Source organism: Nostoc sp. C052 (assembly GCF_013393905.1).
Classification (GTDB): Bacteria; Cyanobacteriota; Cyanobacteriia; order Cyanobacteriales; family Nostocaceae; genus Nostoc.
The window spans coordinates 7,283,978-7,305,246 of the sequence record NZ_CP040272.1 but is presented as its reverse complement, the minus strand read 5'-3'; the positions used below and the strand labels follow the sequence as shown (position 1 = coordinate 7,305,246).

20 protein-coding genes are annotated in these 21,269 nt (G+C 42.4%); 3 read left to right on the top strand and 17 right to left on the bottom strand.

Features of this window, described 5'->3' with window-relative positions:
- Window positions 1–74: 74 nt before the first annotated feature.
- Window positions 75–1,709: a chaperonin GroEL gene (gene groL / locus FD723_RS30180; protein ID WP_012407589.1), complete on the bottom strand. Its 1,635-nt coding sequence runs from the start codon at window positions 1,707–1,709 to the stop codon at window positions 75–77.
- A gap of 142 nt (window positions 1,710–1,851) precedes the next feature.
- Entirely contained in the window at window positions 1,852–2,163 is a 312-nt protein-coding gene (gene groES / locus FD723_RS30175; RefSeq protein ID WP_012407590.1) for a co-chaperone GroES, read from the bottom strand.
- 1,130 nt (window positions 2,164–3,293) lie between these two features.
- Between groES and FD723_RS30170 the strand changes: the two genes are divergently transcribed.
- Window positions 3,294–3,971: a response regulator transcription factor gene (locus FD723_RS30170; protein WP_012407592.1), complete on the top strand. Its 678-nt coding sequence runs from the start codon at window positions 3,294–3,296 to the stop codon at window positions 3,969–3,971.
- Window positions 3,972–4,048: 77 nt separating this feature from the next.
- Here FD723_RS30170 and FD723_RS30165 read toward each other — a convergent pair whose 3' ends face one another.
- The 13 genes from FD723_RS30165 to FD723_RS30110 form a co-directional block, all read right to left on the bottom strand.
- Window positions 4,049–4,357: an NIL domain-containing protein gene (locus tag FD723_RS30165; RefSeq protein ID WP_179068628.1), complete on the bottom strand. Its 309-nt coding sequence runs from the start codon at window positions 4,355–4,357 to the stop codon at window positions 4,049–4,051.
- 704 nt (window positions 4,358–5,061) lie between these two features.
- Entirely contained in the window at window positions 5,062–6,456 is a 1,395-nt protein-coding gene (locus FD723_RS30160; protein ID WP_179068627.1) for an ATP-binding protein, read from the bottom strand.
- A 173-nt stretch (window positions 6,457–6,629) separates the two neighbouring features.
- Window positions 6,630–7,190: a chemotaxis protein CheB gene (locus FD723_RS43960; RefSeq protein ID WP_306297003.1), complete on the bottom strand. Its 561-nt coding sequence runs from the start codon at window positions 7,188–7,190 to the stop codon at window positions 6,630–6,632.
- 42 nt (window positions 7,191–7,232) lie between these two features.
- On the bottom strand, window positions 7,233–7,622 hold the full coding sequence (locus tag FD723_RS43955; protein ID WP_306297002.1) for a response regulator: 390 nt from the start codon (window positions 7,620–7,622) through the stop codon (window positions 7,233–7,235).
- 295 nt (window positions 7,623–7,917) lie between these two features.
- On the bottom strand, window positions 7,918–10,176 hold the full coding sequence (locus FD723_RS30150; RefSeq protein WP_179068626.1) for a hybrid sensor histidine kinase/response regulator: 2,259 nt from the start codon (window positions 10,174–10,176) through the stop codon (window positions 7,918–7,920).
- Window positions 10,176–10,892, bottom strand: coding sequence for a chemotaxis protein CheW (locus tag FD723_RS30145; RefSeq protein ID WP_179068625.1), 717 nt, complete (start codon window positions 10,890–10,892; stop codon window positions 10,176–10,178). Before FD723_RS30145 ends, FD723_RS30150 begins: the two co-directional genes overlap by 1 nt.
- A gap of 9 nt (window positions 10,893–10,901) precedes the next feature.
- Complete coding sequence (locus FD723_RS30140; protein ID WP_256874970.1) at window positions 10,902–12,728, bottom strand: methyl-accepting chemotaxis protein; 1,827 nt, start codon at window positions 12,726–12,728, stop codon at window positions 10,902–10,904.
- A gap of 335 nt (window positions 12,729–13,063) precedes the next feature.
- Window positions 13,064–14,344, bottom strand: coding sequence for a protein-glutamate O-methyltransferase CheR (locus FD723_RS30135; protein ID WP_179068624.1), 1,281 nt, complete (start codon window positions 14,342–14,344; stop codon window positions 13,064–13,066).
- Between the two features lie 21 nt (window positions 14,345–14,365).
- Window positions 14,366–14,842, bottom strand: coding sequence for a chemotaxis protein CheW (locus FD723_RS30130; protein ID WP_256875235.1), 477 nt, complete (start codon window positions 14,840–14,842; stop codon window positions 14,366–14,368).
- A 261-nt stretch (window positions 14,843–15,103) separates the two neighbouring features.
- Complete coding sequence (locus tag FD723_RS30125) at window positions 15,104–15,421, bottom strand: type II toxin-antitoxin system PemK/MazF family toxin (RefSeq protein ID WP_179068622.1); 318 nt, start codon at window positions 15,419–15,421, stop codon at window positions 15,104–15,106.
- Entirely contained in the window at window positions 15,415–15,645 is a 231-nt protein-coding gene (locus FD723_RS30120; RefSeq protein ID WP_179068621.1) for a hypothetical protein, read from the bottom strand. The genes FD723_RS30125 and FD723_RS30120 overlap by 7 nt, the downstream gene beginning before the upstream one ends.
- An 84-nt stretch (window positions 15,646–15,729) precedes the next feature.
- On the bottom strand, window positions 15,730–17,121 hold the full coding sequence (gene asnS, locus FD723_RS30115; protein ID WP_179068620.1) for an asparagine--tRNA ligase: 1,392 nt from the start codon (window positions 17,119–17,121) through the stop codon (window positions 15,730–15,732).
- Between the two features lie 102 nt (window positions 17,122–17,223).
- Window positions 17,224–17,586, bottom strand: a complete 363-nt coding sequence (locus FD723_RS30110) for a hypothetical protein (protein WP_179069329.1) — start codon at window positions 17,584–17,586, stop codon at window positions 17,224–17,226.
- Between the two features lie 120 nt (window positions 17,587–17,706).
- On the opposite strand from FD723_RS30110, the gene FD723_RS30105 reads away from it, so the two are divergent.
- Window positions 17,707–17,982, top strand: a complete 276-nt coding sequence (locus FD723_RS30105) for a DUF6439 family protein (RefSeq protein ID WP_179069328.1) — start codon at window positions 17,707–17,709, stop codon at window positions 17,980–17,982.
- A 70-nt stretch (window positions 17,983–18,052) separates the two neighbouring features.
- Here the strand turns inward: FD723_RS30105 and FD723_RS30100 are convergent, their stop codons facing one another.
- On the bottom strand, window positions 18,053–18,502 hold the full coding sequence (locus tag FD723_RS30100) for an anti-sigma regulatory factor (protein ID WP_179068619.1): 450 nt from the start codon (window positions 18,500–18,502) through the stop codon (window positions 18,053–18,055).
- 391 nt (window positions 18,503–18,893) lie between these two features.
- A complete protein-coding gene (gene rlmD, locus FD723_RS30095) occupies window positions 18,894–20,300 on the bottom strand; it encodes a 23S rRNA (uracil(1939)-C(5))-methyltransferase RlmD (protein WP_179068618.1) in 1,407 nt (468 codons plus the stop codon).
- 251 nt (window positions 20,301–20,551) lie between these two features.
- On the opposite strand from rlmD, the gene FD723_RS30090 reads away from it, so the two are divergent.
- Window positions 20,552–21,037: an allophycocyanin subunit alpha-B gene (locus FD723_RS30090; protein WP_179068617.1), complete on the top strand. Its 486-nt coding sequence runs from the start codon at window positions 20,552–20,554 to the stop codon at window positions 21,035–21,037.
- Window positions 21,038–21,269 lie beyond the last annotated feature (232 nt).

Below are 21,269 nucleotides of genomic sequence, written 5' to 3'. Positions count from 1 at the left end.
CTTCTCCTGACACAAAAAAACAGCCACCTCCATAAAGGAAGCAGCTATTTTACAAATTATGTAACTACAAAGTATTAGTAATCGAAGTCACCGCCGCCAGCACCAGCGCCAGCAGGAGCGCCATCTTTAGGTTCAGGCTTGTCAACTATAATACATTCGGTTGTCAACACCATACCAGCGATAGAAGCAGCGTTTTGCAGAGCAGAACGAGTCACTTTCGCAGGGTCAACAATACCAGCAGCTAACAAATCGACGAATTCGTTTGTCGCAGCATTGTAGCCAACGTTGAATTCTTTCTCTTTGACGCGTTCAGCGATCACAGCACCATTCTGACCGGCGTTTTCAGCAATCCGCTTCAGAGGTGCAGGTAAGGCGCGAACAACAATCAACGCACCAATCAACTCTTCATCTTTAAGATTGCTCTTTGCCCAAACTTCCAATTCAGGAGCAAGGTGAGCCAGAGTTGTACCACCGCCAGGAACGATACCTTCTTCCACAGCAGCTTTGGTAGCGTTGATAGCGTCTTCTAGGCGCAGCTTCTTGTCTTTCATTTCGGTTTCGGTCGCTGCACCAACTTTCACTACAGCAACACCACCAGAGAGTTTAGCAAGACGCTCTTGTAACTTCTCTTTGTCGTAAGAAGATTCGGTTTCATCGATTTGACGACGAATCTGTTCGACACGAGCCTTAACAGCAGCTTCGTTACCTTCGGCAACAATTGTGGTGCTGTCCTTGGTGATGGTGATTCGGCGAGCTTTACCCAGGCTATCGAGCTTGGTGTTATCTAGCTTCAAACCAGCATCTTCGGTAATTAGTTGACCACCAGTTAAAACAGCAATGTCTTCTAGTAGTGCTTTGCGGCGATCGCCAAAGCCAGGAGCTTTAACAGCAGCTACGTTTAGCACACCGCGCAAACGGTTTACTACCAAGGTTGCCAAAGCTTCTTTTTCAATATCTTCGGCGATAATCACCAAAGGACGACCAGCACGAGCTACTTGCTCTAACACTGGTACAAGGTCTTGTACCAAAGCGATTTTCTTATCGGTCAGCAGTATGAAAGGCTCATCAAAAACCGCTTCCATCCGCTCAGGGTCAGTAGCGAAATAAGGAGAGATGTAGCCTTTGTCAAAGCGCATCCCTTCAGTGATTTCCAACTCGGTGAACATAGATTTCCCTTCTTCTAGGGAAATTACGCCTTCCTTACCCACCTTGTCCATTGCTTGGGCAATCATCTGACCAACTTCTTCGTCATTACCAGCCGAGATCGCACCAACTTGGGCAATAGCTTTGGAATCTTCCACTGGACGGGCGTGTTCTTTGATTTTGTCTACCAAAAAGGCAGTAGCTTTGTCAATACCGCGCTTCAGTGAAATCGCATTAGCACCTGCTGCAACGTTCCGCAAGCCTTCTTTGACGATCGCATGAGCTAAAACGGTAGCAGTGGTAGTACCATCGCCCGCAGCATCATTGGTCTTGGAAGCAGCTTGACGAATCAAAGCTACGCCAGTGTTTTCAATATGATCTTCTAATTCAATTTCTTTGGCGATCGTTACACCGTCATTAACAATTTGCGGTGCGCCAAATTTCTTTTCTAGAACTACGTTACGACCTTTGGGGCCAAGGGTAACAGCTACAGCCTCAGCCAGAATGTCAATGCCTCGCTCCAGGGCGCGACGGGCGTTTTCGTTGTAGATAATGCGCTTTGCCATAGGTGTCTAAATCCAGGGATTAGGTCAATTTTTTCTTGAATTGGGTATTGGGCATGGAGCATGGGGCATTAGGCATTGGGCATTGTCTTTATTTTTGACATTGCCTGTTCCCTCTTCCCTATTCGCTGTTCCCAATTCCCGACTAGATAACAACTGCTAAAATATCTTTTTCAGAAAGCAGTACATATTCTTCTGTGCCGAGCTTGATGTCAGTGCCAGCGTACTTGGAGTACAACACCTTATCGCCGACTTTAATTTCCAATTCCTGACGGCTACCGTCTTCATTACGCTTGCCAGGGCCAAGGGCGACTACTTCCCCAACCTGGGGCTTTTCCTTGGCTGTGTCGGGCAAATACAGACCGCCTGCGGTCTTTTCCTCAGAGGCGTTCACTTTTACGAAAACGCGATCGCTTAGAGGTTTAACTGTAGAAACGCTTAGAGATAAAGCTGCCATAATTATTTTCTCCAGAGTTTAGCACTCTCAACTCCTGAGTGCTAATTTACCTAAAAGTGGCATCCAATGACAAGAATCCCTTGAGTACGGGTTCCCGAACTAGAGGGTCATAGATGTACTTAAGTATAAATGCTTAATTATTTCTACCTTTCAGGTTTTGTTCTGTAAGCTACGAAGAGAGTAGAGAGTGGGGAGCAGGGAAGAGGAAGCAGGGGAGCAGGGAGCAGAGGGAGAAAATATTACCTCATTATTTCCCTCATCCCCCCAGTCCCCAATCCCCAGTCCTCAGTCTCCAGTCCCCAATTTTCAAAGCTTGGAAAAGGGATCTGCTCGATGAGTAACAACACAGTGATCCAGTCCAGCCATCAAATCTCCAAAACCACTAAGCTTCTAGAACATAAGATCCTGAGTAATTATGTAGAAAGTTTAGAAATTGCAAAAAATCAGCAACACATTTTTATTTGTGCTGACCAGACAATTGTTAATTTCTACTCAAAACGAGCTAGTCTGGAATCCTGGGAATGCTTACAAAGCGACTTAAAGAGTTCAAACTCAATGAGCCGCGTACTAGAGTTATGCCATGTGCATCTTTAGAACAAAAGCTAACTGCTTGCGTGTTTCTTGTTCTAGACTCATAATGGTGGTTTACACTGATGGTGTCGCCAAGCAAACCCGGAAGTTACCTTGCGGATGATCCAAGAACACTGAATAGGCAATAAGGTGGTAAAAGAATATGCGTTTTTAATCCATCCTTTGCCAAAAACTTCCCTAGTTTCTTGTGAACTCCTCATAGAGGCTTAACAACCGAAGGATATGTTATGGCAGTAAGCTTAAAGAAAGTGCGGGTTGGTTTTAAGGTAGGGTCATCTTTAAGCCAATACTTAACTTGTAAGTCCGAAGGATTATTATTTTATCAGTGTTTTTTACCCCGCCCCTTTCAATGCGATATATAATAGCGCATTATAGATACTACTGCTATACGTATCCTTGCTGGACTTTTGCTATCGAGCTACCAGTCTATTGAAAATGCTCGGCATTTTTGAGACTTCGAGACAGCAAAGGCAAGTTAAGTAGGAAAAAGGACAACATCTCGAATAACCCACCATAGAGGATAAATATTCAAGACTTTGATGGACCGAAGCGCGACAAGTGCCACTGCTATGAAAGAGCCCAGCATGAAAGATCACAAACGACTTCTATTGATTGATGATGACCCTAACCTCATCTTGCTGGTGAAGGATTACTTAGAATTCCGGGGATACGAAGTCATCACCGCCGAAAATGGACGTGAAGCTCTGGAAATTTTAGAGCAAGATGTTCCAGACATGATCATCTGCGATGTGATGATGCCGGAAATGGACGGATATACTTTTGTGGAACAAGTCCGGCAAAACGAACGCACCAGCTGGATTCCGGTTCTTTTCCTTTCAGCTAAGGGACAAAGTGCAGACCGAGTTAAGGGTCTGAATAAAGGTGCTGATGTTTATATGGTCAAACCCTTTGAACCAGAAGAACTCGTAGCGCAAGTTGAATCCTCGCTGAAACAAACTATCCGTTGGAAAGAACACCAAGCTAAAGGAGGCGAAAACGGTTCCCGTATCCAGGTTCCCTTCGATGTGCAATTAACCCCAACCGAACTGAAAGTAGTCCAGTTTGTTGCTAGGGGTTTAGCTAACCGTGAAATTGCTGAAGAACTAAATGTTAGTCAGCGCACGGTTGAAAGCCATGTGTCCAATATGTTGGGCAAAACCAATCTCCACAACCGCACTGAATTAGCGCGGTGGGCGATTGAAAATCAAATGGCCTAAACTCAGTACCGAGTGTTGAGTGCTGAGTGCTGAGTGTTTTTAACTCAGCACTCATAACTCAGGACTCAGCACTCAATTTACCAACCATCTTCTTCAGGGCTGGATTGGTGCAAAACTTCTAAATCCAGTTCATCCAGGTAAGTTAGGGCGCTTTCAATTTGGGAAACAGTACCTCGCAGTTCCAGATCGAAGCAGCTATATTGTGGCACGTTTGCGCTTACCTGAGCATCAGCAATAATGACTGTGATGCCATAGTGAGAAACTAGTCGTGAAATGACTGGTTCCTCATGCAGGTCTTTAGGAATGCGAACCTGGATGCGAGTTTGGGTGCGTCTATTATCTAAAATATCAGTATTAAATTTTACTTGTTTATTTGGAATTGCCATTGTAGCTTCCTATTCGACTTCTTGGATAAGGGTTTAGCTTTGCACGATTTCTTTTAACACTAGCGTTACTCATCCCATGCACGCAAGCGGTAGCAAATGATTCATAATTCATCATTGAAGATTAGATGATATGAATTATGGGTTCCTATAAACAAGTGCGATCGCATTTAGGAGGATGTTTTAAAAGTTATGATTAATGTATCAAATATTTCTTTACCCCACCCTAACCCTCCCCTTATAAAGGCTACGGTGTACACATAAGTAGTATCTGAAAGGGTTTCAGGCGTTACAGACCCCTTAAATTGTCATTACGAGCGAAGCGAAGTAATCGCATAATCTCGTAGTTAAAGCGATTGCTTGTCTACGACACGCGCTTGCGTTCGTCGTTCCTCCTCTCTACGAGATGCACTCGCGTTCGCTGCGGACAGGCTTTCGGAGCGAACGCACAATCCTATTGCTAGATGACGAAACCAAGTACTAGGGGGGAATTTTAAGACTTGTGTGTACACCGTAGCTTATAAAGGGGAGGGAACCGTATTTTCTTGTTTACCACCAATATATCGGGGGGATTAATTCGATTAAAGTCACAGCTAACTACTTTTAAAACATCTTCTAATGGATTATAGATTTATTAACTTATAAGTTCATCTTTGTTGGAAGATAAATCAAGGTCTTGAAAGATAATTCTACGATTAAGTGTTAATTTAAGTGTCGCTTTTATGATTAACAGCTAATGCTATTGGAATTTCAATTGCAAATTCCGTTCCATAGCCAAATTCAGACTTTAGCTGAATATTTCCCTGATGTTTCTGAATAATTTGATGGCTAATTGCTAAACCTAATCCCGTTCCTTTGTTGATAGGTTTAGTTGTAAAAAAAGGATCAAATATCTTGCTTTGAATCTCCGCATTGATTCCATTACCGTTATCTCTGAATATAATTATCACTGTTTCTAATTCAGTTACTTCAGTTTTAATCACAATTTGTTTTTGGATCTGATTATCTAGCTCTAGTAAAGCATCAATGCCATTACTAAGAATATTCATGAATACTTGGTTTAGTTGTGCTGGATAACATTGAACTGGTGGGAGATTTCCATATCTTTTAATAATTTCAATTTTTGGGTGTAGCCGATGATTTAAAAGTAATAAAGTACTTTCAATACCTTCATGAATATTAACAGCTTTTTTCTCTGACTGATCGAGTCGAGAGAAGTTTCTTAGGGACAATACGATGTCACGAATCCGATCGGTTCCTATCCTCATGGATGAAAGAATTTTTGGCAAATCATCTACGATAAAATCAAGATTAAAATCACCAAACTCATCTTGCAATGCAAAATGTGATTCAGGATGTTTTTTTTGATATAGTTCAATTAAATTTAAAAGACAGTTAACATGGTTATTTAAGTGGTTAAAATTGCCATGAATAAAATTGACAGGATTATTGATTTCATGAGCTAAACCTGCTACCATCCGACCCAAGCTAGACATTTTCTCGGTCTGGATCAATTGAACTTGGGTAGTTTGCAATTCCTCTAAGGTATTTTTTAACTGTTGTGCTTGAAGTTGGGCAGTAGCAGTTGCAGTAGTAAGTGCTTTGAGGTTATTGTATGCTTTAGAATGATAACGGATACGGGCAATTAACTCAACTGCATCGGGTAACTTAATTAGGTAGTCATTTGCACCCTCAGTAAAGGCATCGGCTTTGAGCTTTGCTTCTTCTTTACTGGATAGCATGACGATCGGAATATCACGAGTTACTGGATGAGAGCGAAACCAACGCAGTAACATTAATCCATCGATATCTGGCATAATCATATCCAAGAAGATTACCGTTGGTTCTATGGCGATCGCATCTTGAATAGCTTTAGCTGGATTGCTTGTGTAATGAAGGGAAATATCTGTTTCTGTCGCAACCATCCGACGGAAGGCTTCGCTGATAATTACCTGATCGTCAATTAGCAAAAGTCTGACTGTGGATATTTTGGTATCCAGAATAAATGGCATAGCTTGTGGGGTTTGTGGTTCACTCCACTTTGGTGATAATTTTTCTGTCTTTTGAGATATTTGTAAGAGTGCTGTTTCTTGCGGGTTCATTTAGCACCTCTAAATAGGTCTTTGTTTTCAGGACTACAAACTAATAAGTTAAATGTACTAATTTGCAATTGTCGCAATTATATCTCAGTAATTCAGGATTTTGAAATACTTCGTAAAGGTGTTTTAAGCATTTGCTTTCAGGCATATATTTTGATAACAAGTATAATAAATTACTATTTTATTAAGTGTTTTGCCGTAAAACTGATACAGGCTGATGCGATCGCCTCAACTGGCAAAACCTCCACCGCAGCTTTTAATTCCACTGCTACTTTCGGCATACCATAAACAACGCAAGTTTTGCGGTCTTGAGCAATAGTATGCCAACCTGCTTCGCGCAATAGTTTTAAGCCTTGAGCGCCATCTCCACCCATCCCCGTCAGCAACGCCCCAACCCCCTTTCCAGTCCAATTTTTAGCCACACTTCTGAAGAAAACATCGACTGATGGACGATAGGAAAAATTTAGTGGTTCTTTGTCATAGCCAAGGGTGAGGTCGGGACGCATCACCAAATGATGATTTGTGCCAGCAACAAGAATTTTACCAGGCTGTGGTGAAGCGCCTGCGATCGCTAGTTGCACAGGCAAAGGAATTTGCTCATTCAACCAGGCGGCAAAACTTTGAACAAATTGGGCATCTATATGCTGAACAACTATTACAGCCGCAGGAAAGTCTTGGGGAAATTGGGAGAGAATAGTTGTCAATGCTTGGGGGCCACCAGTGGAAGCCCCGATCACAATTAGGGGTGGAAGTGATTTTGAGTGATGGACTGGTGGCGATCACCGATGTGAAGATTTGCCAATTAAGCGGGCGATCGCGGTAATTTTATTTAGTAGTCCATCATCACCTAAAATTGGCGTATTGATGGCATCCAAGGCTCCATAATCCATTGCTTCAAAAACCTTGGCTGCATAGCGATTAACGCTAGCTGTCACCATCACAATGGCGCAGGGAGATTGGCTCATGATATGCCGTGTCGCTTCTACTCCATCCATACTGGGCATTAGTACATCCATCAAAATCAGATCGGGAGTATCAGCCGCACATTTGCTCACAGCTTCCGCACCATCGTAAGCAACCCACGCCAGCTTGTAATCTGGTATTTTTACCACAATACGCCGTAGTGCCTCTACAGCCATGAACATATCGTTAGCGATCGCAATTCTCACAGGCTATACCATTTTGGATTTTGGATTTTGGATTTTGGATTTTCAAAGGTTTATTTCTAAATTTAAAGTTGACACAATAAATAGTTCGGTAAAGGCAATAGACGCGATAAATCGCCGTCTCTACAAAAGTTTGTATTGTATATTTTGGATCTATAATTTTCATCAAAAAAACCTTTAACATTTTCCTAAAATCTGATTCGGAATCAAAAATGCAAAACCCGAAAAGTATTGAATAGTATTGTCTGAGAATAAAGATTTTTAATCCAAAATCCAAAATCCAAAATCTAAAATTGGTTTATGCCTCTCCAATTAAATCAATCACCGCCTTTAACAGAGTGTCATCATGAAAGCTGCTCTTAGTTAAGTAGTAGTCTGCACCTGCTTCTAACCCTTGCAGTCGGTCTTCTTCCCGGTCTTTGTAAGAAACGATAATCACAGGTATTTGCTTCAACTTGGCATGAGTTTTTATCTGGCTGGTGAGTTCAAAGCCGTTCATCCGAGGCATATCAATATCTGTCACCACCAAGTCATAATCGCCGCTACGGATTGCATTCCAACCATCAATGCCATTAACTGCAACTTCAGCTTTGTAACCATTGTTTTCCAAAAGTTTGCGCTCCATTTCGCGCACAGTTATTGAATCATCTACTACTAATACTCGCTTGTAAGTTTTGGTAACTGCCTGATGAGCAGACTGATTTACCTGAGAAAGTTGTCCGCTGGAAAACACCTTCGCAATGGAACGGACTAAATCTTCAACATCGACAATCAAGACTGGAGAACCATCATCCATCAGGGCGGCGGCGCTAATGTTGGGGACTTTACCAAGGCGGGGATCTAAGGGTCGGACAACCAAATTGCACTCACCGAGAAACCGATCTACAACTAATCCGTAACGATTGAGGCGATCGCTAATTACAATCACTGATAGCGATTCTATATTCACCGCAGGCGAGGCTAACTCTAAAACTTGACTTGCTAAAATCAACTCCACAGGTTGATTATTTATGACGAAAAATGGACGATTTTCCGATACAGCAATCTTAGACTTGGATAATATCAACACCTGTTCAATGCGTGTCAGCCCAAAGGCATAGGGTTCGCCAGCAATTTCCACCAACAGGGTACGAATTACAGATAACGTTAGCGGTAACTGCAAATGAAAGGTCATACCCCTTCCCAACACAGAAACCGCCCGCAGCGTGCCGCCAACTTCCCGCACTGTGCTATGGGCTATATCCAAACCCACACCTCTACCCGAAATTTCGGTGACAGTTTGGGTTGTGGAGAAACCAGGCAAAAACAGGAATTCCATCAACTCAACTTCGGTAAGTTGGGCTGCCATTTCCGGGTTTGTCAGTTGTTTGCTGATGACAACTTGGCGCAAAAACTCGATATCGATTCCCCGCCCATCATCTGCAACGCTGATAAACAGCATTCCGGCGCGATGGGTAACTTCAATACGAATAATTCCTTCTTCTGGCTTTCCGGCTGCTAGACGTTCGTGGGGCGTTTCAATGCCATGATCGATCGCATTCCGCAGGATATGAGTCAACGGAGCTTCCAGACGTTCTAGAATATCTCGATCTACCAAAGTAGACTTACCAAAGATTTCCAGTTTCACCCGTTTACCCAATTGTCTAGCTAAGTCACGTACCATTCGCGGAAATCCCTGTCCGCCATCCGCAAAGGAACACATCCGGGTAGCAATAACTTCTTGATATAGTCGCTGGGCAAGGTTAGCAGAACGCTGAGAAAATTGTTCTAGTTCGTTTTGGCGATCGCTCATCATCTGGTAACATTCGTTAGCTTTTTGATGAGTTGCACTCAAGGTTTCCTTAATTTGCCGATCCAGATGATAGTTGCCCAATAAATCCTGTAGCTTCTCCAGCAGGTTGGATAATTCCCCTTGATTCTTTCTCAGCTTCAGCAAAGAGTTAGCAAATGGTTCTAATAAATTCGCCTCAACTAAAGACTCTCCAGCTAAACCCATCAAGCGATTCAGATTTTCAGTACTCATTCGCACCGCCCGATTTTGGGTAATGCCCAGTTCTTCTAATGGGGATGGGGAAATAAGGGTTGTCTGTTGGTTGTCTTCTAACTGCGCTGTTGTTACTAGGGGATGAATTTCTGTAGAGGTTGTTTCTGGAGTTAGGATATTAGCGATCGCACTCACCAACGATTGAATGCCGATATTTTCTAACATCTGCAAATTTGGGTTAGCTGTAAACGTTTCCGCTATACGCAGGAGGATATCTACCCCTTGCAACAATACATCAATGCGATCGGCAGTTAAGGTAACTTTTCCCTCTTGAGCCGCCACAAAGCAGTCTTCCATGACGTGGGCAAGGTTGACAACCGGATCGATTTGGACAATTCGGGCAGCGCCTTTGATGCAATGGGCTGCCCGCATTAAGGCTGCTAGTTCTGGTTGGGGATCTGGTTTCGTCTCCAGCGCCAACAGACAATCATTCAATACCACAACTTGGGTTTTTACTTCCATGTTGAATAAATCCAGCAAGGAAAGATTGCTGACATCAAATTCCTCTAACATCACAGCACCTTCCTAGCTAAGGTGGTGAATAACAATTCATCATCCAAATAGCTGACACTGTGCGAACACTCCATTTGCAATCCGCCAGGTTGCCAGTGAAATAATCCTTTTGTATAAGTTTGAGTCAGACTCTTAGGTGCATCTTGTAATTCATCCCGGTGAAATCGGTGTACTCCATAAAGTTCATCTACACCAAACACCCAAGTTTTATCTGCTTTTTCCAGCACCACCATACGCGAATACACCACTGGACTAAGCGTTTGTACTGCTGTATCGGCAGCTTCAAGATTCAACAAATCGCTCAAAGAGATACACAATCGCAATTCGCCTCGGATACTTACCAATCCCCGTAAGATTTGGTTGCTGCGATGCGGTATGGTATGAACCATACTCGCAGGAGAAATTTCTTTGAAGATTTGGGCAGAAAGTGCCAGCCATTCCCGTTGCAGACGAAAAATCACAACCGTCATTTGAGTTGTGCGTAAAGCATGGGATATCTGGGAATTTTCATTAGTTCTAGATTTAGCCAGTAACTCAGTCCACTGATGGCGATAATCTTCAGGTATGGAGCGCTCTAGCAAATAGCGTCCAGCAGTAGAGTAAACGGGACAATTGCGGCAATGGGTATAGGTGGCTAATTGGGGACAGGAGCGATCGCCCTCAATGCCGATAAAATTCCAACAACGTTCAATATTTAATGGCGTAGCGGGGTTCATAAAGGTTGCTCAAGAGAGTTGGTGAATTAGGGGTATAACGTCTTCTGTTTTCACCTGAAAGCGGGCAATCTCTTGACGCAATCCCTGTGCCACTTGGTTGAGTTGGGCTATAGCATGATTAATTTCCCGCAAGGAATCCGCACTTTGCACGGAGGTACTGCTCAACTGCACCATCGCCTCACTAATTTGTTGCGCTCCCACAGATTGGGTTTCCATACCCTGGTTGACAAACTCAAATCGCGGATTCAGGTCTTGCACTTGCTGTATAATTTGCCCAACCTGTGTATTGATGCTGCCAACATCTTCTATACTCCGCCCTACTTCTGCCGCAAACTTGTCCATCTCCATCACACCTGTAGAGACTGACGATTGCATCTGCTTCACCATCTGCTCAATGTCGAGAGTAGCAACGGCGGTTTGATCTGCTAATCGGCGAATTTCTCTAGCAACGACAGCAAAGCCCAAGCCATACTCTCCAGCTTTTTCGGCTTCGATCGCCGCATTTAACGATAGCAGATTCGTTTGGTCTGCCACCTTGGTAATTGTGACAACAATAGTATTAATGTTGTTTGCCTTTTCGCTAATTACTCCCAATCGAGCAGCGATCGCATTCGTGGCTTCTGCTAACTGGCGCATAGTGGTTTCCATCCGCACTATATCTTTTTGACTATCATTCGCTGCTGTCGTCGTGATTTGGGAAATAGTCGCAACTTGTTCCATTGCACTTACTAATTCCCTAGAGGTGGCGGAAATTTCTTTGCTAGCAGCAGTTACCTCATTAGTAGAAGCTATCTGCTCCGTGAGCGTCCCTTCTAATTGTTTACCCGAAGCTGCTATTTGAGTCGCTGAAGTAGTTACTTGAATGCCTGAATGCTGTACTTGACGAATCAAAGTGTTGAGACTCTGAGTCATGGTTTGGAAAGCAGTTAAAAGTCTATTCATTTCATCTTTGCTGTTGGGGTCAGCCTTGACCTGAGTTGTTAAGTTCCCCGTGGAAATTTGTTCTGCAAGCCCAACCACACCCATAATCTGACTAATAATCTGCGATGCAACTTGCCTTGCGATTACAACCCCCAAAATAATCGCAGTTGTGGGGCCAATGAAAATTCCTACACAAATCCAGAAAATGCTGCGAGCTACATTCTGTTCGACTTCTTTTTGTAAATCTGATATGTAACCTTCATTAAGTTTTAAAAGTTTGTCGGCTTGCTCGTCAGTTATTTTAAATAAAGGTTCCTCCTTATTTGCTCCCTCAGAATCCATGCGAGTACGTAATTCAATAGCCGCTTGAATAGTGGCAAAATTCGCTGATTTTTCTTTTCCTTGACGGATTAATTCAATTTGTTTTTTCCAAGGATTACGAGCGCCAATTTGATTGAATTGTTGCTCAATATCTAATAGTTTCTCATGGGCTTGCTTCCAGACATCCAGTTGATCTTTAAGTAAGTCATATTCTTTTTTTTCTTGTTCAGTTAATGGCGTTGCTTCGTACTGTTTAATACCTTCGTTAATCTGTTTCCAAGCATCCTGAATTTGAGTTATTGCACCCTGTCTTTCAGTAACAGTGACTTCAGGATCAAATAGTAACCGTTCTGCCGATTGAATTTGTGTCTGACCTTCGTTAATCTTCCATATCCCAGACACACTGGGGATGTTATCTTTCTGTAGTATGTTAATGTACTGATTTAACTCGTTGGTGGTGAACCATCCCAGCAAGGCCATTATGAGTACGATCAATCCCATGAATAAAAATGAAGCGATCAACCGTGTTTGCAAGGTCATGTTCTTGAACATTGGGTATCCTACTGTTCCTCTGCTGCTGTAAAACGCGTTCATCTCTTAAAATTCCCAAATCACAAACAAGATGAACAGTCTGTATTTTTATTTTGAAACAAATTATTAAGTAGGTAGCCTTAGTTCAAAGACTAGCTTTTTCTTCTAATGTGAAAGTGCTGGGTGCTGAGTAGGAAGTTTGAATATCTGAGGTGGATGAATCTAGTTCTGAGATAGATGAACGGAGTTCTGAGGTGGATGAATCCAGATAAATTATCACAAAGACGCGATAAATCGCCGTCTCTACAATAATCAGTCCTTCGTCTTGACAGCGATTTATCGCGTCTCTTACCTTAACTGAACAGTATTGCGATTAGCTTACCTCCTACTCGATCTCCTCAGAACTGCTTATCTTTCGTTAATCGGTGAATTCGTTGCCAGAGAAGATTAGCACTATCCGCATTTCCTTGATGTTCTTTGAGTAATGCCAGATGAGTCAGCGCCTCTTCGTGAGTCGGTTGTAAATAAATTGCTTTTTGAAAAGATTGTGCCGCCCGCTCATTTTGTGCCATCGCTTGCTGCACCTGTCCTAGTAAAAGATATGCTTCAGTACTCACTTGATTTTGGTTGAGATAGTCGTTGCATAGTTTAACCGCCTCATCTAATCGACCTTCATCGGCTAAAGCTCTAGCTGTTTCTAACAAATTTACTTTTAGTTCTATTGGCAATATCGGATTCTGAGGAGCAACATTTAACCTCTCTTGGACCACAAACTTGGAACGGTTTTTTTTCGGTAGTTGTCGCTTGTTGAGAACATCTATATTTTTGCCTGTGAAGCCTTGTCTATGAGGATTTAGATGATGATTTTTGCGAACATTTTCGCCCCCTGTGGACTTTCTATGAGCAACTACTGAATTTTGACGAACTGAGATCAATTGAGTTTTAAACAATAACCAAGTTTCAGCGTGTCCCACAAATAGCAAGCCTTCTTCCCTTAGCAATCTTTCTAAGACTTGAATCGTGCGCTCTTTTGTTGTCACATCGAAATAAATCAACAGATTACGGCAAAAGACTACATCATAAAGTGGCGTGTCAGCAAGAAAAGCTGGATCTGCCAAGTTGCCATTAATAAAATTCACCATACTTTTCACCTGTTCGCACAGGTGATATCCTGCCTCAGTTGCCTGAAAATAGCACTCTTGAAACGATTGGCTATTGCCACGAAACGAGTATTGACTGTAGATTGCTCGTTGGGCTTTTAGTAGGCACTTATTGCTAACATCAACAGCATCGATATGAATGTTTGTCGAATTTAATCCTGCTTCCAAAAGAGCGATCGCAATAGAATATGGTTCTTCACCCGTTGCACATGGTACACTCAAAACCCGCAGTACGCCCTGGGGATTTTTTGGCAACCATTCAGATAATACGTAATGCTTCAGAAATGCAAAGGAATCTGGTTCTCGAAAAAACCAAGTTTCTGGAACAATTACAATGTCAATCAGTGCTTCCCATTCCTGGGTAGATACCTGTAACTTCCCCAGATAGTGAGCAATATCCGTTATGCCGCAATCTGCCATACGTTGATAAATTGCACTAGCGATCGCATCAGCACCAATAGAATTTGCATCCAAACCAATCTTGCTTTTTAGTAAAGCTTCAATAACAGATTGTGCCATTTATAGAATCTTCAGACCAATCTAAAATCTAGTATTGTGATGACTTTCTGGCAAGAGATTGACTTGCTGTGCTTCTGACAACAAGTACTCAATGCGAAGACACTGAATCATCCCTTGATCATCAACAATCATTTTGCCCAAATATGGCGCTGTATCTATCTGGATATTGGGATCAACAAATTCAGACTCAGACTGGTGTAATGTTTCTACAACTTGTTCTGTCATCAAACCCAAAATATAAGGAGCCTTAAGTTCTGCATTATTACTCCCCCAATAATTGACTAATACAATCCTAGTACTCAGGTACTCACTGGAAGGTTTACCACGCATCAACTGACATAAATCTATTACTGGTACAATGCGCCCCCGATAGTTAAAAACACCAGCGATATGCTCAGGCTGGTGGGGCAAACTTTTGAGTACAACAAGTGGTATTACTTCTACAACCTGTCGGCTTTCTATGGCATATCGCTCATTTCCAATGTTGAGAAGTAGCATTAACACTAATTTACATCTCCAGTGCTAGTTTTGGTATTCCTTGTAGGCTATGCAAGGAAACCCAACACTAACAAATTTAATTTTCATCAGCAATACATGATACACATTCTTTAAAGCTGCCATGTATGACAATATCTGTAAATTCATTGCCGAAACTTCAAAGATGACTTGGCAACTTGGTTACTAGGTTCACCGATTAAATTAACAGAACTTAGCCCTACTGAATTATCAAGCGAACCAATTCGCGCCGATTCGTTAATTTTATTGCAATTCATCTAAATAATTATCATCCAAATGACCAATCACTCTGATAATTCTTGATTTATCAACAACCCGAAGTTGCTCACAAAGGACAACAGAATCTTGGCTTAAACCACCAATACCAGCAGGTACAAACACATGGGAGGGTAAAATAGCGCGTCTAATTTTTGAGGTGAATGGTGCAATAATGGTATGAGGACTAACAGCATTTGCCCGGTCAATTTGTACCACTACAACAGGTCTAATGCCTGCTTGTTCTGTACCAATAACAGGATTGAGATCACACAAAAGCACATCTCCCTGTGTGATATCTACCACTGGATTTCCCCACGCGCCAAGCGCTCTTCATAATCTTCTAAATTAGATAAATAGTCAGAAAAATCCGATTCAACTGTTTCCAATGACTCTCTAAACTGAAGCCATAGTTCCCAGTTATTACCACTATGCTTCATTAATAGAAAGTCTATAAAATCACTTACTTTTTTAACTAAAGATTCTGGCATTTGCCGGATTTTACCAATGGTTTGATCTTGTATGCTCATGATAAATTCTTTTCAGATGGATTTCTCTTCATCCACAAAAATCAAAGACCTGGTAATTGGAAATAGCCAGGTCTACAATTTAAACTAAAACTCAGCACTTTGGGGTGTACGCGGAAAGGGAATCACATCACGAATATTTCCCATACCCGTAATAAATTGCACGAGTCGTTCAAAACCCAACCCAAAACCCGCATGGGGAACAGTACCATAACGACGCAAATCCAGATACCACCACAAGTCTTCTGGGTTTAATCCTTGCGCTAACACGCGGCGTTCTAGAACTTCTAGGCGTTCTTCGCGTTGGGAACCACCGACAATTTCGCCAATTTTCGGTGCGAGAATATCCATTGCGCGGACGGTTTTTTCATCGTCGTTCAAGCGCATATAAAAGGCTTTGATTTGTGCTGGGTAATCTGTAACAATTACTGGCTTTTTAAACTGTTGTTCAGCTAGGTAGCGTTCGTGTTCTGATTGTAAATCTAAACCCCAACTCACAGGATATTCAAATTTAACATCAGCTTTTTCCAAAAGTTTGATCGCTTCTGTATAAGTTAAGCGTTCAAACTGATTATTAATAATATTTTCGGCTGTTGACAACACAGATTTATCAATGCGTTCATTGAAAAATTCCATATCTTCTGGGCAAGTTTCCAACACATATTTAAAAATGTGTTTGAGAAACGCTTCAGCTAAATCCATATCGCCTTCTAAGTCACAAAAAGCCATTTCTGGCTCAACCATCCAAAATTCTGCTAGGTGGCGGGAGGTGTTGGAATTTTCTGCACGGAAGGTAGGGCCAAAGGTGTAGACGTTACTAAACGCCATCGCCATAACTTCCGCTTCCAACTGGCCGCTAACTGTTAAATATGTGGGTTTAGCAAAAAAGTCTTGGCTATAATCTACTGCTTGGTCTTTTGTGCGGGGAATATTCTTTAAATCTAAACTGGTAACGCTAAAAAGTTCACCCGCGCCTTCGCAATCGCTAGCGGTGATGATGGGTGTATGTACCCACAAAAAGCCTCTTTGTTGGAAAAATTGGTGAATTGCTGCCGAACAAGCATTTCTGACGCGGAAAACTGCACCAAAGGAATTGGTACGCGATCGCAAATGTCCAATGGTTCGCAGAAACTCAAAGGAATGGCGTTTCTTTTGCAGAGGATATGTATCGGGATCAGCTTCGCCGTAAACTTTCACTGTCTCGGCTTTCAATTCAATTCGCTGTCCTTTCCCAAGAGAAGCTACTAGCACCCCTGTTGCTTCCACAGCAGCACCCGTATTCAATTTTTTCAAGATAGCTTCATAATCTGGCAAATCCTGATTAATGACGACTTGCAAATTAGCTAGTGATGAGCCGTCATTGAATTCAATAAAAGCAAATCCTTTGGACTCGCGCTTCGTCCGCACCCAGCCTTGCACTTGGAGGGATTCATCAGGTTGGCCACTTCGCAATATTTCTGCAATCCGTCGATTTGCCATATCTTACAACTTATATTTCGTCAACTTAGTAAGTCAAAATATTAAAGAATCTTAACTATTTAACCCAATCCAAAATCTAAAATCCCAAATCCAAAATCGGATTTATCCAGCATAAGACTTTAATATCCAGCCTATGATAACGCCCATTCCACCAAAGCGGACGACTTGCCAGAAAGGTTTTTTGAGGCTACGCCAAGAAAATAACTGGCTTTCTAAGTTTAGTTCTAGCCTTTCCAACTGCTGTTGAATGTGCCGTAACTCTGCTTTAATTTCTGGTGTCTGAGATTTATTGTGCTTTAGTTGATCGCGGCGCTGTTGCCATTGTGCCTGTTGTTGGCGATCGCGCTGCACTTGATCGTAACGTTCTTTTAAGGATAGAAGCGATCGCTCTACTTCCTCTAATTCTTGTTCAAAATCTGGTTCTGGAGTTTCCCCTGGCGGTTGTGATTGTTTAGACGGCTTCATGTACAAGTAGTAAACTAAGATTAAATGTGAACCAATAGTCATTAGTCATTGGTCATTAGTCATTTTCGGTTATTCACCAAGGACAAAGGACAAATGACAAAGGACAAAGGACTTAAAATTATGTCTCAATCTACTCAGCTGCCGAAAACCAGTCAACTGAATGAACTTAGTACTCTGGAACTAGCTCAAGCCCTCATGGAAAGACTGAGCATTTCCCCTGAAGATTGGCATCGCCTCAAGTCTAACCGCAATTCCCGCGCTAATGAACAAGTGGCAGCAGCAATTGTATATCTTTTAAAGAATCAGCCAGAAGAAGCTCAAGCTAGATTACAACAAGCAGTTGGTTGGTTAGATCGCTCTATTTCTGCGCCTCCCTGTCCAACTCACGGTAAATAGGGAGTAGGGAGTAGGGAGTAGGGAATAGTTAGTAAAAAACAACTAATCAATAACTTTCCCCACTCCCTACTTACCGCCGCAGAGATAGTCCCCGGCGATTTTCCATTTGTTTACAAAGCCTCAATTCTGTGCCTTTGCGGTTCCACTGCACCTGATCAAAAATTTGATGCAGAAGACATAAACCACGACCATTTTCTGACTCATCTGGTGGAAGATAGTCTGTTGGTTCTTCATTAGTAGTAGATGAAGGAGTAAAACCACTACCCTGGTCTGAGATTATCCACCAATATTGATTATCTATTACGGAAAAACGAACTACAACTGTTTTACTTGGATCGAGATTATTGCCATGTTTAGCTGCATTTACTAGGGCTTCTTGAAGTCCTAGCCGCAGTTCTGCTTGTAATTTTGCTGGAATTTCTGCCAACAATAAATCTAATATAGGACAAAGGTAGAGGGTTGAGGCAAAACTAATAGTGCCCCAATAACGTCCAACTGGACGGAGTGAAATAGTAATCACAAGAGAAACCCCATAGCTTTCAGTTAGCTAGACATCAGTTTGCTATTACAGTCACCCTGATAAAACTTGAGGTGGTCATGCTGCCTTCAAACTTGCGTCTTTAAAACTAAATTTTGAAAATGCTAGGGAGCATTGGCTTTATAACTATGAGTTGGGATTGTTTAGATATATATCGGCCAGAATTAGTTTGATAATGATGTCAGCAAATTAAGAAGATGCTGCTAATTTGAGAGAGTATTGGGATATTCTAGTTATTTGCCGATTTATAATTCATACAATCCACTTCATATTTTTAAGAACCTATGCAACTTGAATTTATTTAAACAAAATGATTTTTTATTTTTGCCTTAATTCAATTTTAGCATCTTTAGTATGCACTAGACTAAAAATTTCAAATTTCAGTTTTTGTAAAGGAATTACCATCCTTGTTCAAATGTGACAGCACAAGAAAGGCAGCAGCTTCAACATGAGCAGTTTGAGGGAAAAAATCAGCAGGTTGTACCCGTGTGATGGTATATTGCCCATCTTGACAAAGCAATTTCAGGTCACGGGCGAGGGTAGCTACTTTACAGCTGACGTAAACGATCCGAGATGGTTTCAATTGCCGTAAAGTGTCGATGACTGCGCGATCGCACCCCTTACGTGGCGGATCGAGTATTACTACTTCTGGTATTGTGCCCATTTTGGGAAGCAATTTCTCTACAGCGCCTACTTGGAATGTCACATTATCAATTCCGTTGCGGTGGGCGTTCAAAATAGCTTGTTCTACTGCTGCTGCTTGCACTTCTAATCCTGTAGCAACACGTACTTTTTTGGCGAGGGGTAAAGTTAAAGTCCCAATACCACAGTAGGCATCAACTAGCAACTCATGCCCTTGAAGATTGAGTTCTGATTGAATTACCTGCAATAGTGCCTCTGCTGTTTCTGTATACACTTGGAAAAATGTATCTGGGCGTACTTGAAATTCCAGTCCAGCAAAATTTTCATGCAGGTGGGGGACTCCAGCAATACAACGGGTTTCTGATCCAAAGATAGCATTTGTGCGATCGCCATTGCGATTGAGCGATACTCCCACTAACTGCGGATAGCGCTTTAACCATTCCTGGGCTTGGGTTTCAATTCCTGATAAATTCCAGTCCTTTACTACCAAAGTCAGCAACATTTCTCCAGTGTGTCGGCCAATGCGTAAACCGAGATGGCGAATTTTTCCTTGGTGACGTTGTTCGTCATAAATTTGCCAGCCTTGCTGTTGAATATCCTGTTTAACTTCGGCAAGTAAAGGATTTAATCGCGCATCTTGGACTGGACATTGATTTAAGTTAATTAATTGGTGACTACCTTTTTGATAGTAACCAGCCTGTACCTGTCCTGTTGCCGATGTGCCTAAAGGATATGTAGATTTGTTACGGTAGCCGAAAGCAGAAGGGGCGGCGAGTACCGGATCTACTGGTGGTTGGATAAAGCCGCCAATGCGCTCCAAAGCTTGGATAACTTGATTTTGCTTGGCTACTAGCTGGTAATCATAACTAATATGCTGCCACTGGCAACCACCGCACTTGTCCGCCACAATACAACTGGGTCGAATCCGGTGGGGTGATGGTGACAATAGCTTTTGGAGCTTACCATGGCCGTATTTAGGTTTAACATGTACTAGACGGACGATAGCGCGATCGCCTGGCACGGTATCTGGGACAAACACTACACGCTCATCAGCGCGTCCCACACCATCGCCTGTATCACTCAGATTAGCGATCGTCACTTCAATTAATTCACCCTGTTGCCAAATTATTTTAGTCATTGGTCATTAGTCATTGGTCATTGGTCATTAGTCATTGGGCATTGGTAAAGAGGTAGACGGGCAGGATGCGGGGGGCAGAGGGGAAAAATCTCCCTTGCTCCCTGCTCCCTGCTCCCTTGCTTCTTTCCCAATCCCCAGTCCCCACTCTCCCCAAACAGATAAATTCAATACATAAGTAACTCCGATCCCTTCACTTGTGTACCTCCAACTCGGTAAACTAACAGATAATATTTCAGGTGATTTCAATAATCATGACTGTAATTAGCCAAGTTATTCTCAAAGCCGACGACGAACTGCGTTATCCCAGCAGTGGTGAACTTAAAAATATCAAAGACTTTTTGCAAACCGGCGTACAACGGACACGGATTGCAGCTACTTTAGGTGAAAACGAAAAGAAGATAGTTCAGGAAGCAACCAAACAACTTTGGCAGAAGCGTCCTGACTTTATCTCCCCCGGAGGTAATGCTTACGGAGAACGCCAACGTTCTCTCTGTATCCGTGACTTTGGCTGGTACTTACGCCTAATTACCTATGGCGTGCTTGCCGGTGACAAAGAGCCAATTGAAAAAATCGGTTTGATTGGTGTGCGGGAAATGTACAATTCATTGGGTGTTCCCGTGCCTGGAATGGTAGAAGCGATCGCTTCCCTCAAAACAGCTTCTCTTAGCTTACTGAGTACGGAAGACGCTGCCGAAGCAGCACCTTACTTTGATTACATCATTCAAGCTTTGTCGTAATGCAAAGTGTGTGCGAATTGTAGGAGTATACTTTCGGTCTACTTAGGCATAAGATACCCAATTTGATCATACCTTCCCCACATTTGGTAGTGGCTATGGCAAAACCTTTGTCAAGTTACGAACCAGTTGTGGGGATATTTTATAGATATGGGTATGCGGCATTTCACTAATGACAAATACAAAAAACCGACAGTCCTTGAGTAAGGCTGTCGGTAATTAAGTGTGTTCCCTA

Bases quoted from the DNA above. Each gene is read 5' to 3' on its own strand.
- groL (WP_012407589.1), bottom strand. From the start codon at position 1,709: ATGGCAAAGCGCATTATCTACAACGAAAACGCCCGTCGCGCCCTGGAG.
- groES (WP_012407590.1), bottom strand. From the start codon at position 2,163: ATGGCAGCTTTATCTCTAAGCGTTTCTACAGTTAAACCTCTAAGCGAT.
- FD723_RS30170 (WP_012407592.1), top strand. From the start codon at position 3,294: ATGGACCGAAGCGCGACAAGTGCCACTGCTATGAAAGAGCCCAGCATG.
- FD723_RS30165 (WP_179068628.1), bottom strand. From the start codon at position 4,357: ATGGCAATTCCAAATAAACAAGTAAAATTTAATACTGATATTTTAGAT.
- FD723_RS30160 (WP_179068627.1), bottom strand. From the start codon at position 6,456: ATGAACCCGCAAGAAACAGCACTCTTACAAATATCTCAAAAGACAGAA.
- FD723_RS30150 (WP_179068626.1), bottom strand. From the start codon at position 10,176: ATGTTAGAGGAATTTGATGTCAGCAATCTTTCCTTGCTGGATTTATTC.
- FD723_RS30145 (WP_179068625.1), bottom strand. From the start codon at position 10,892: ATGAACCCCGCTACGCCATTAAATATTGAACGTTGTTGGAATTTTATC.
- FD723_RS30140 (WP_256874970.1), bottom strand. From the start codon at position 12,728: ATGAACGCGTTTTACAGCAGCAGAGGAACAGTAGGATACCCAATGTTC.
- FD723_RS30135 (WP_179068624.1), bottom strand. From the start codon at position 14,344: ATGGCACAATCTGTTATTGAAGCTTTACTAAAAAGCAAGATTGGTTTG.
- FD723_RS30130 (WP_256875235.1), bottom strand. From the start codon at position 14,842: ATGCTACTTCTCAACATTGGAAATGAGCGATATGCCATAGAAAGCCGA.
- FD723_RS30120 (WP_179068621.1), bottom strand. From the start codon at position 15,645: ATGAGCATACAAGATCAAACCATTGGTAAAATCCGGCAAATGCCAGAA.
- asnS (WP_179068620.1), bottom strand. From the start codon at position 17,121: ATGGCAAATCGACGGATTGCAGAAATATTGCGAAGTGGCCAACCTGAT.
- FD723_RS30110 (WP_179069329.1), bottom strand. From the start codon at position 17,586: ATGAAGCCGTCTAAACAATCACAACCGCCAGGGGAAACTCCAGAACCA.
- FD723_RS30105 (WP_179069328.1), top strand. From the start codon at position 17,707: ATGTCTCAATCTACTCAGCTGCCGAAAACCAGTCAACTGAATGAACTT.
- rlmD (WP_179068618.1), bottom strand. From the start codon at position 20,300: ATGACTAAAATAATTTGGCAACAGGGTGAATTAATTGAAGTGACGATC.
- FD723_RS30090 (WP_179068617.1), top strand. From the start codon at position 20,552: ATGACTGTAATTAGCCAAGTTATTCTCAAAGCCGACGACGAACTGCGT.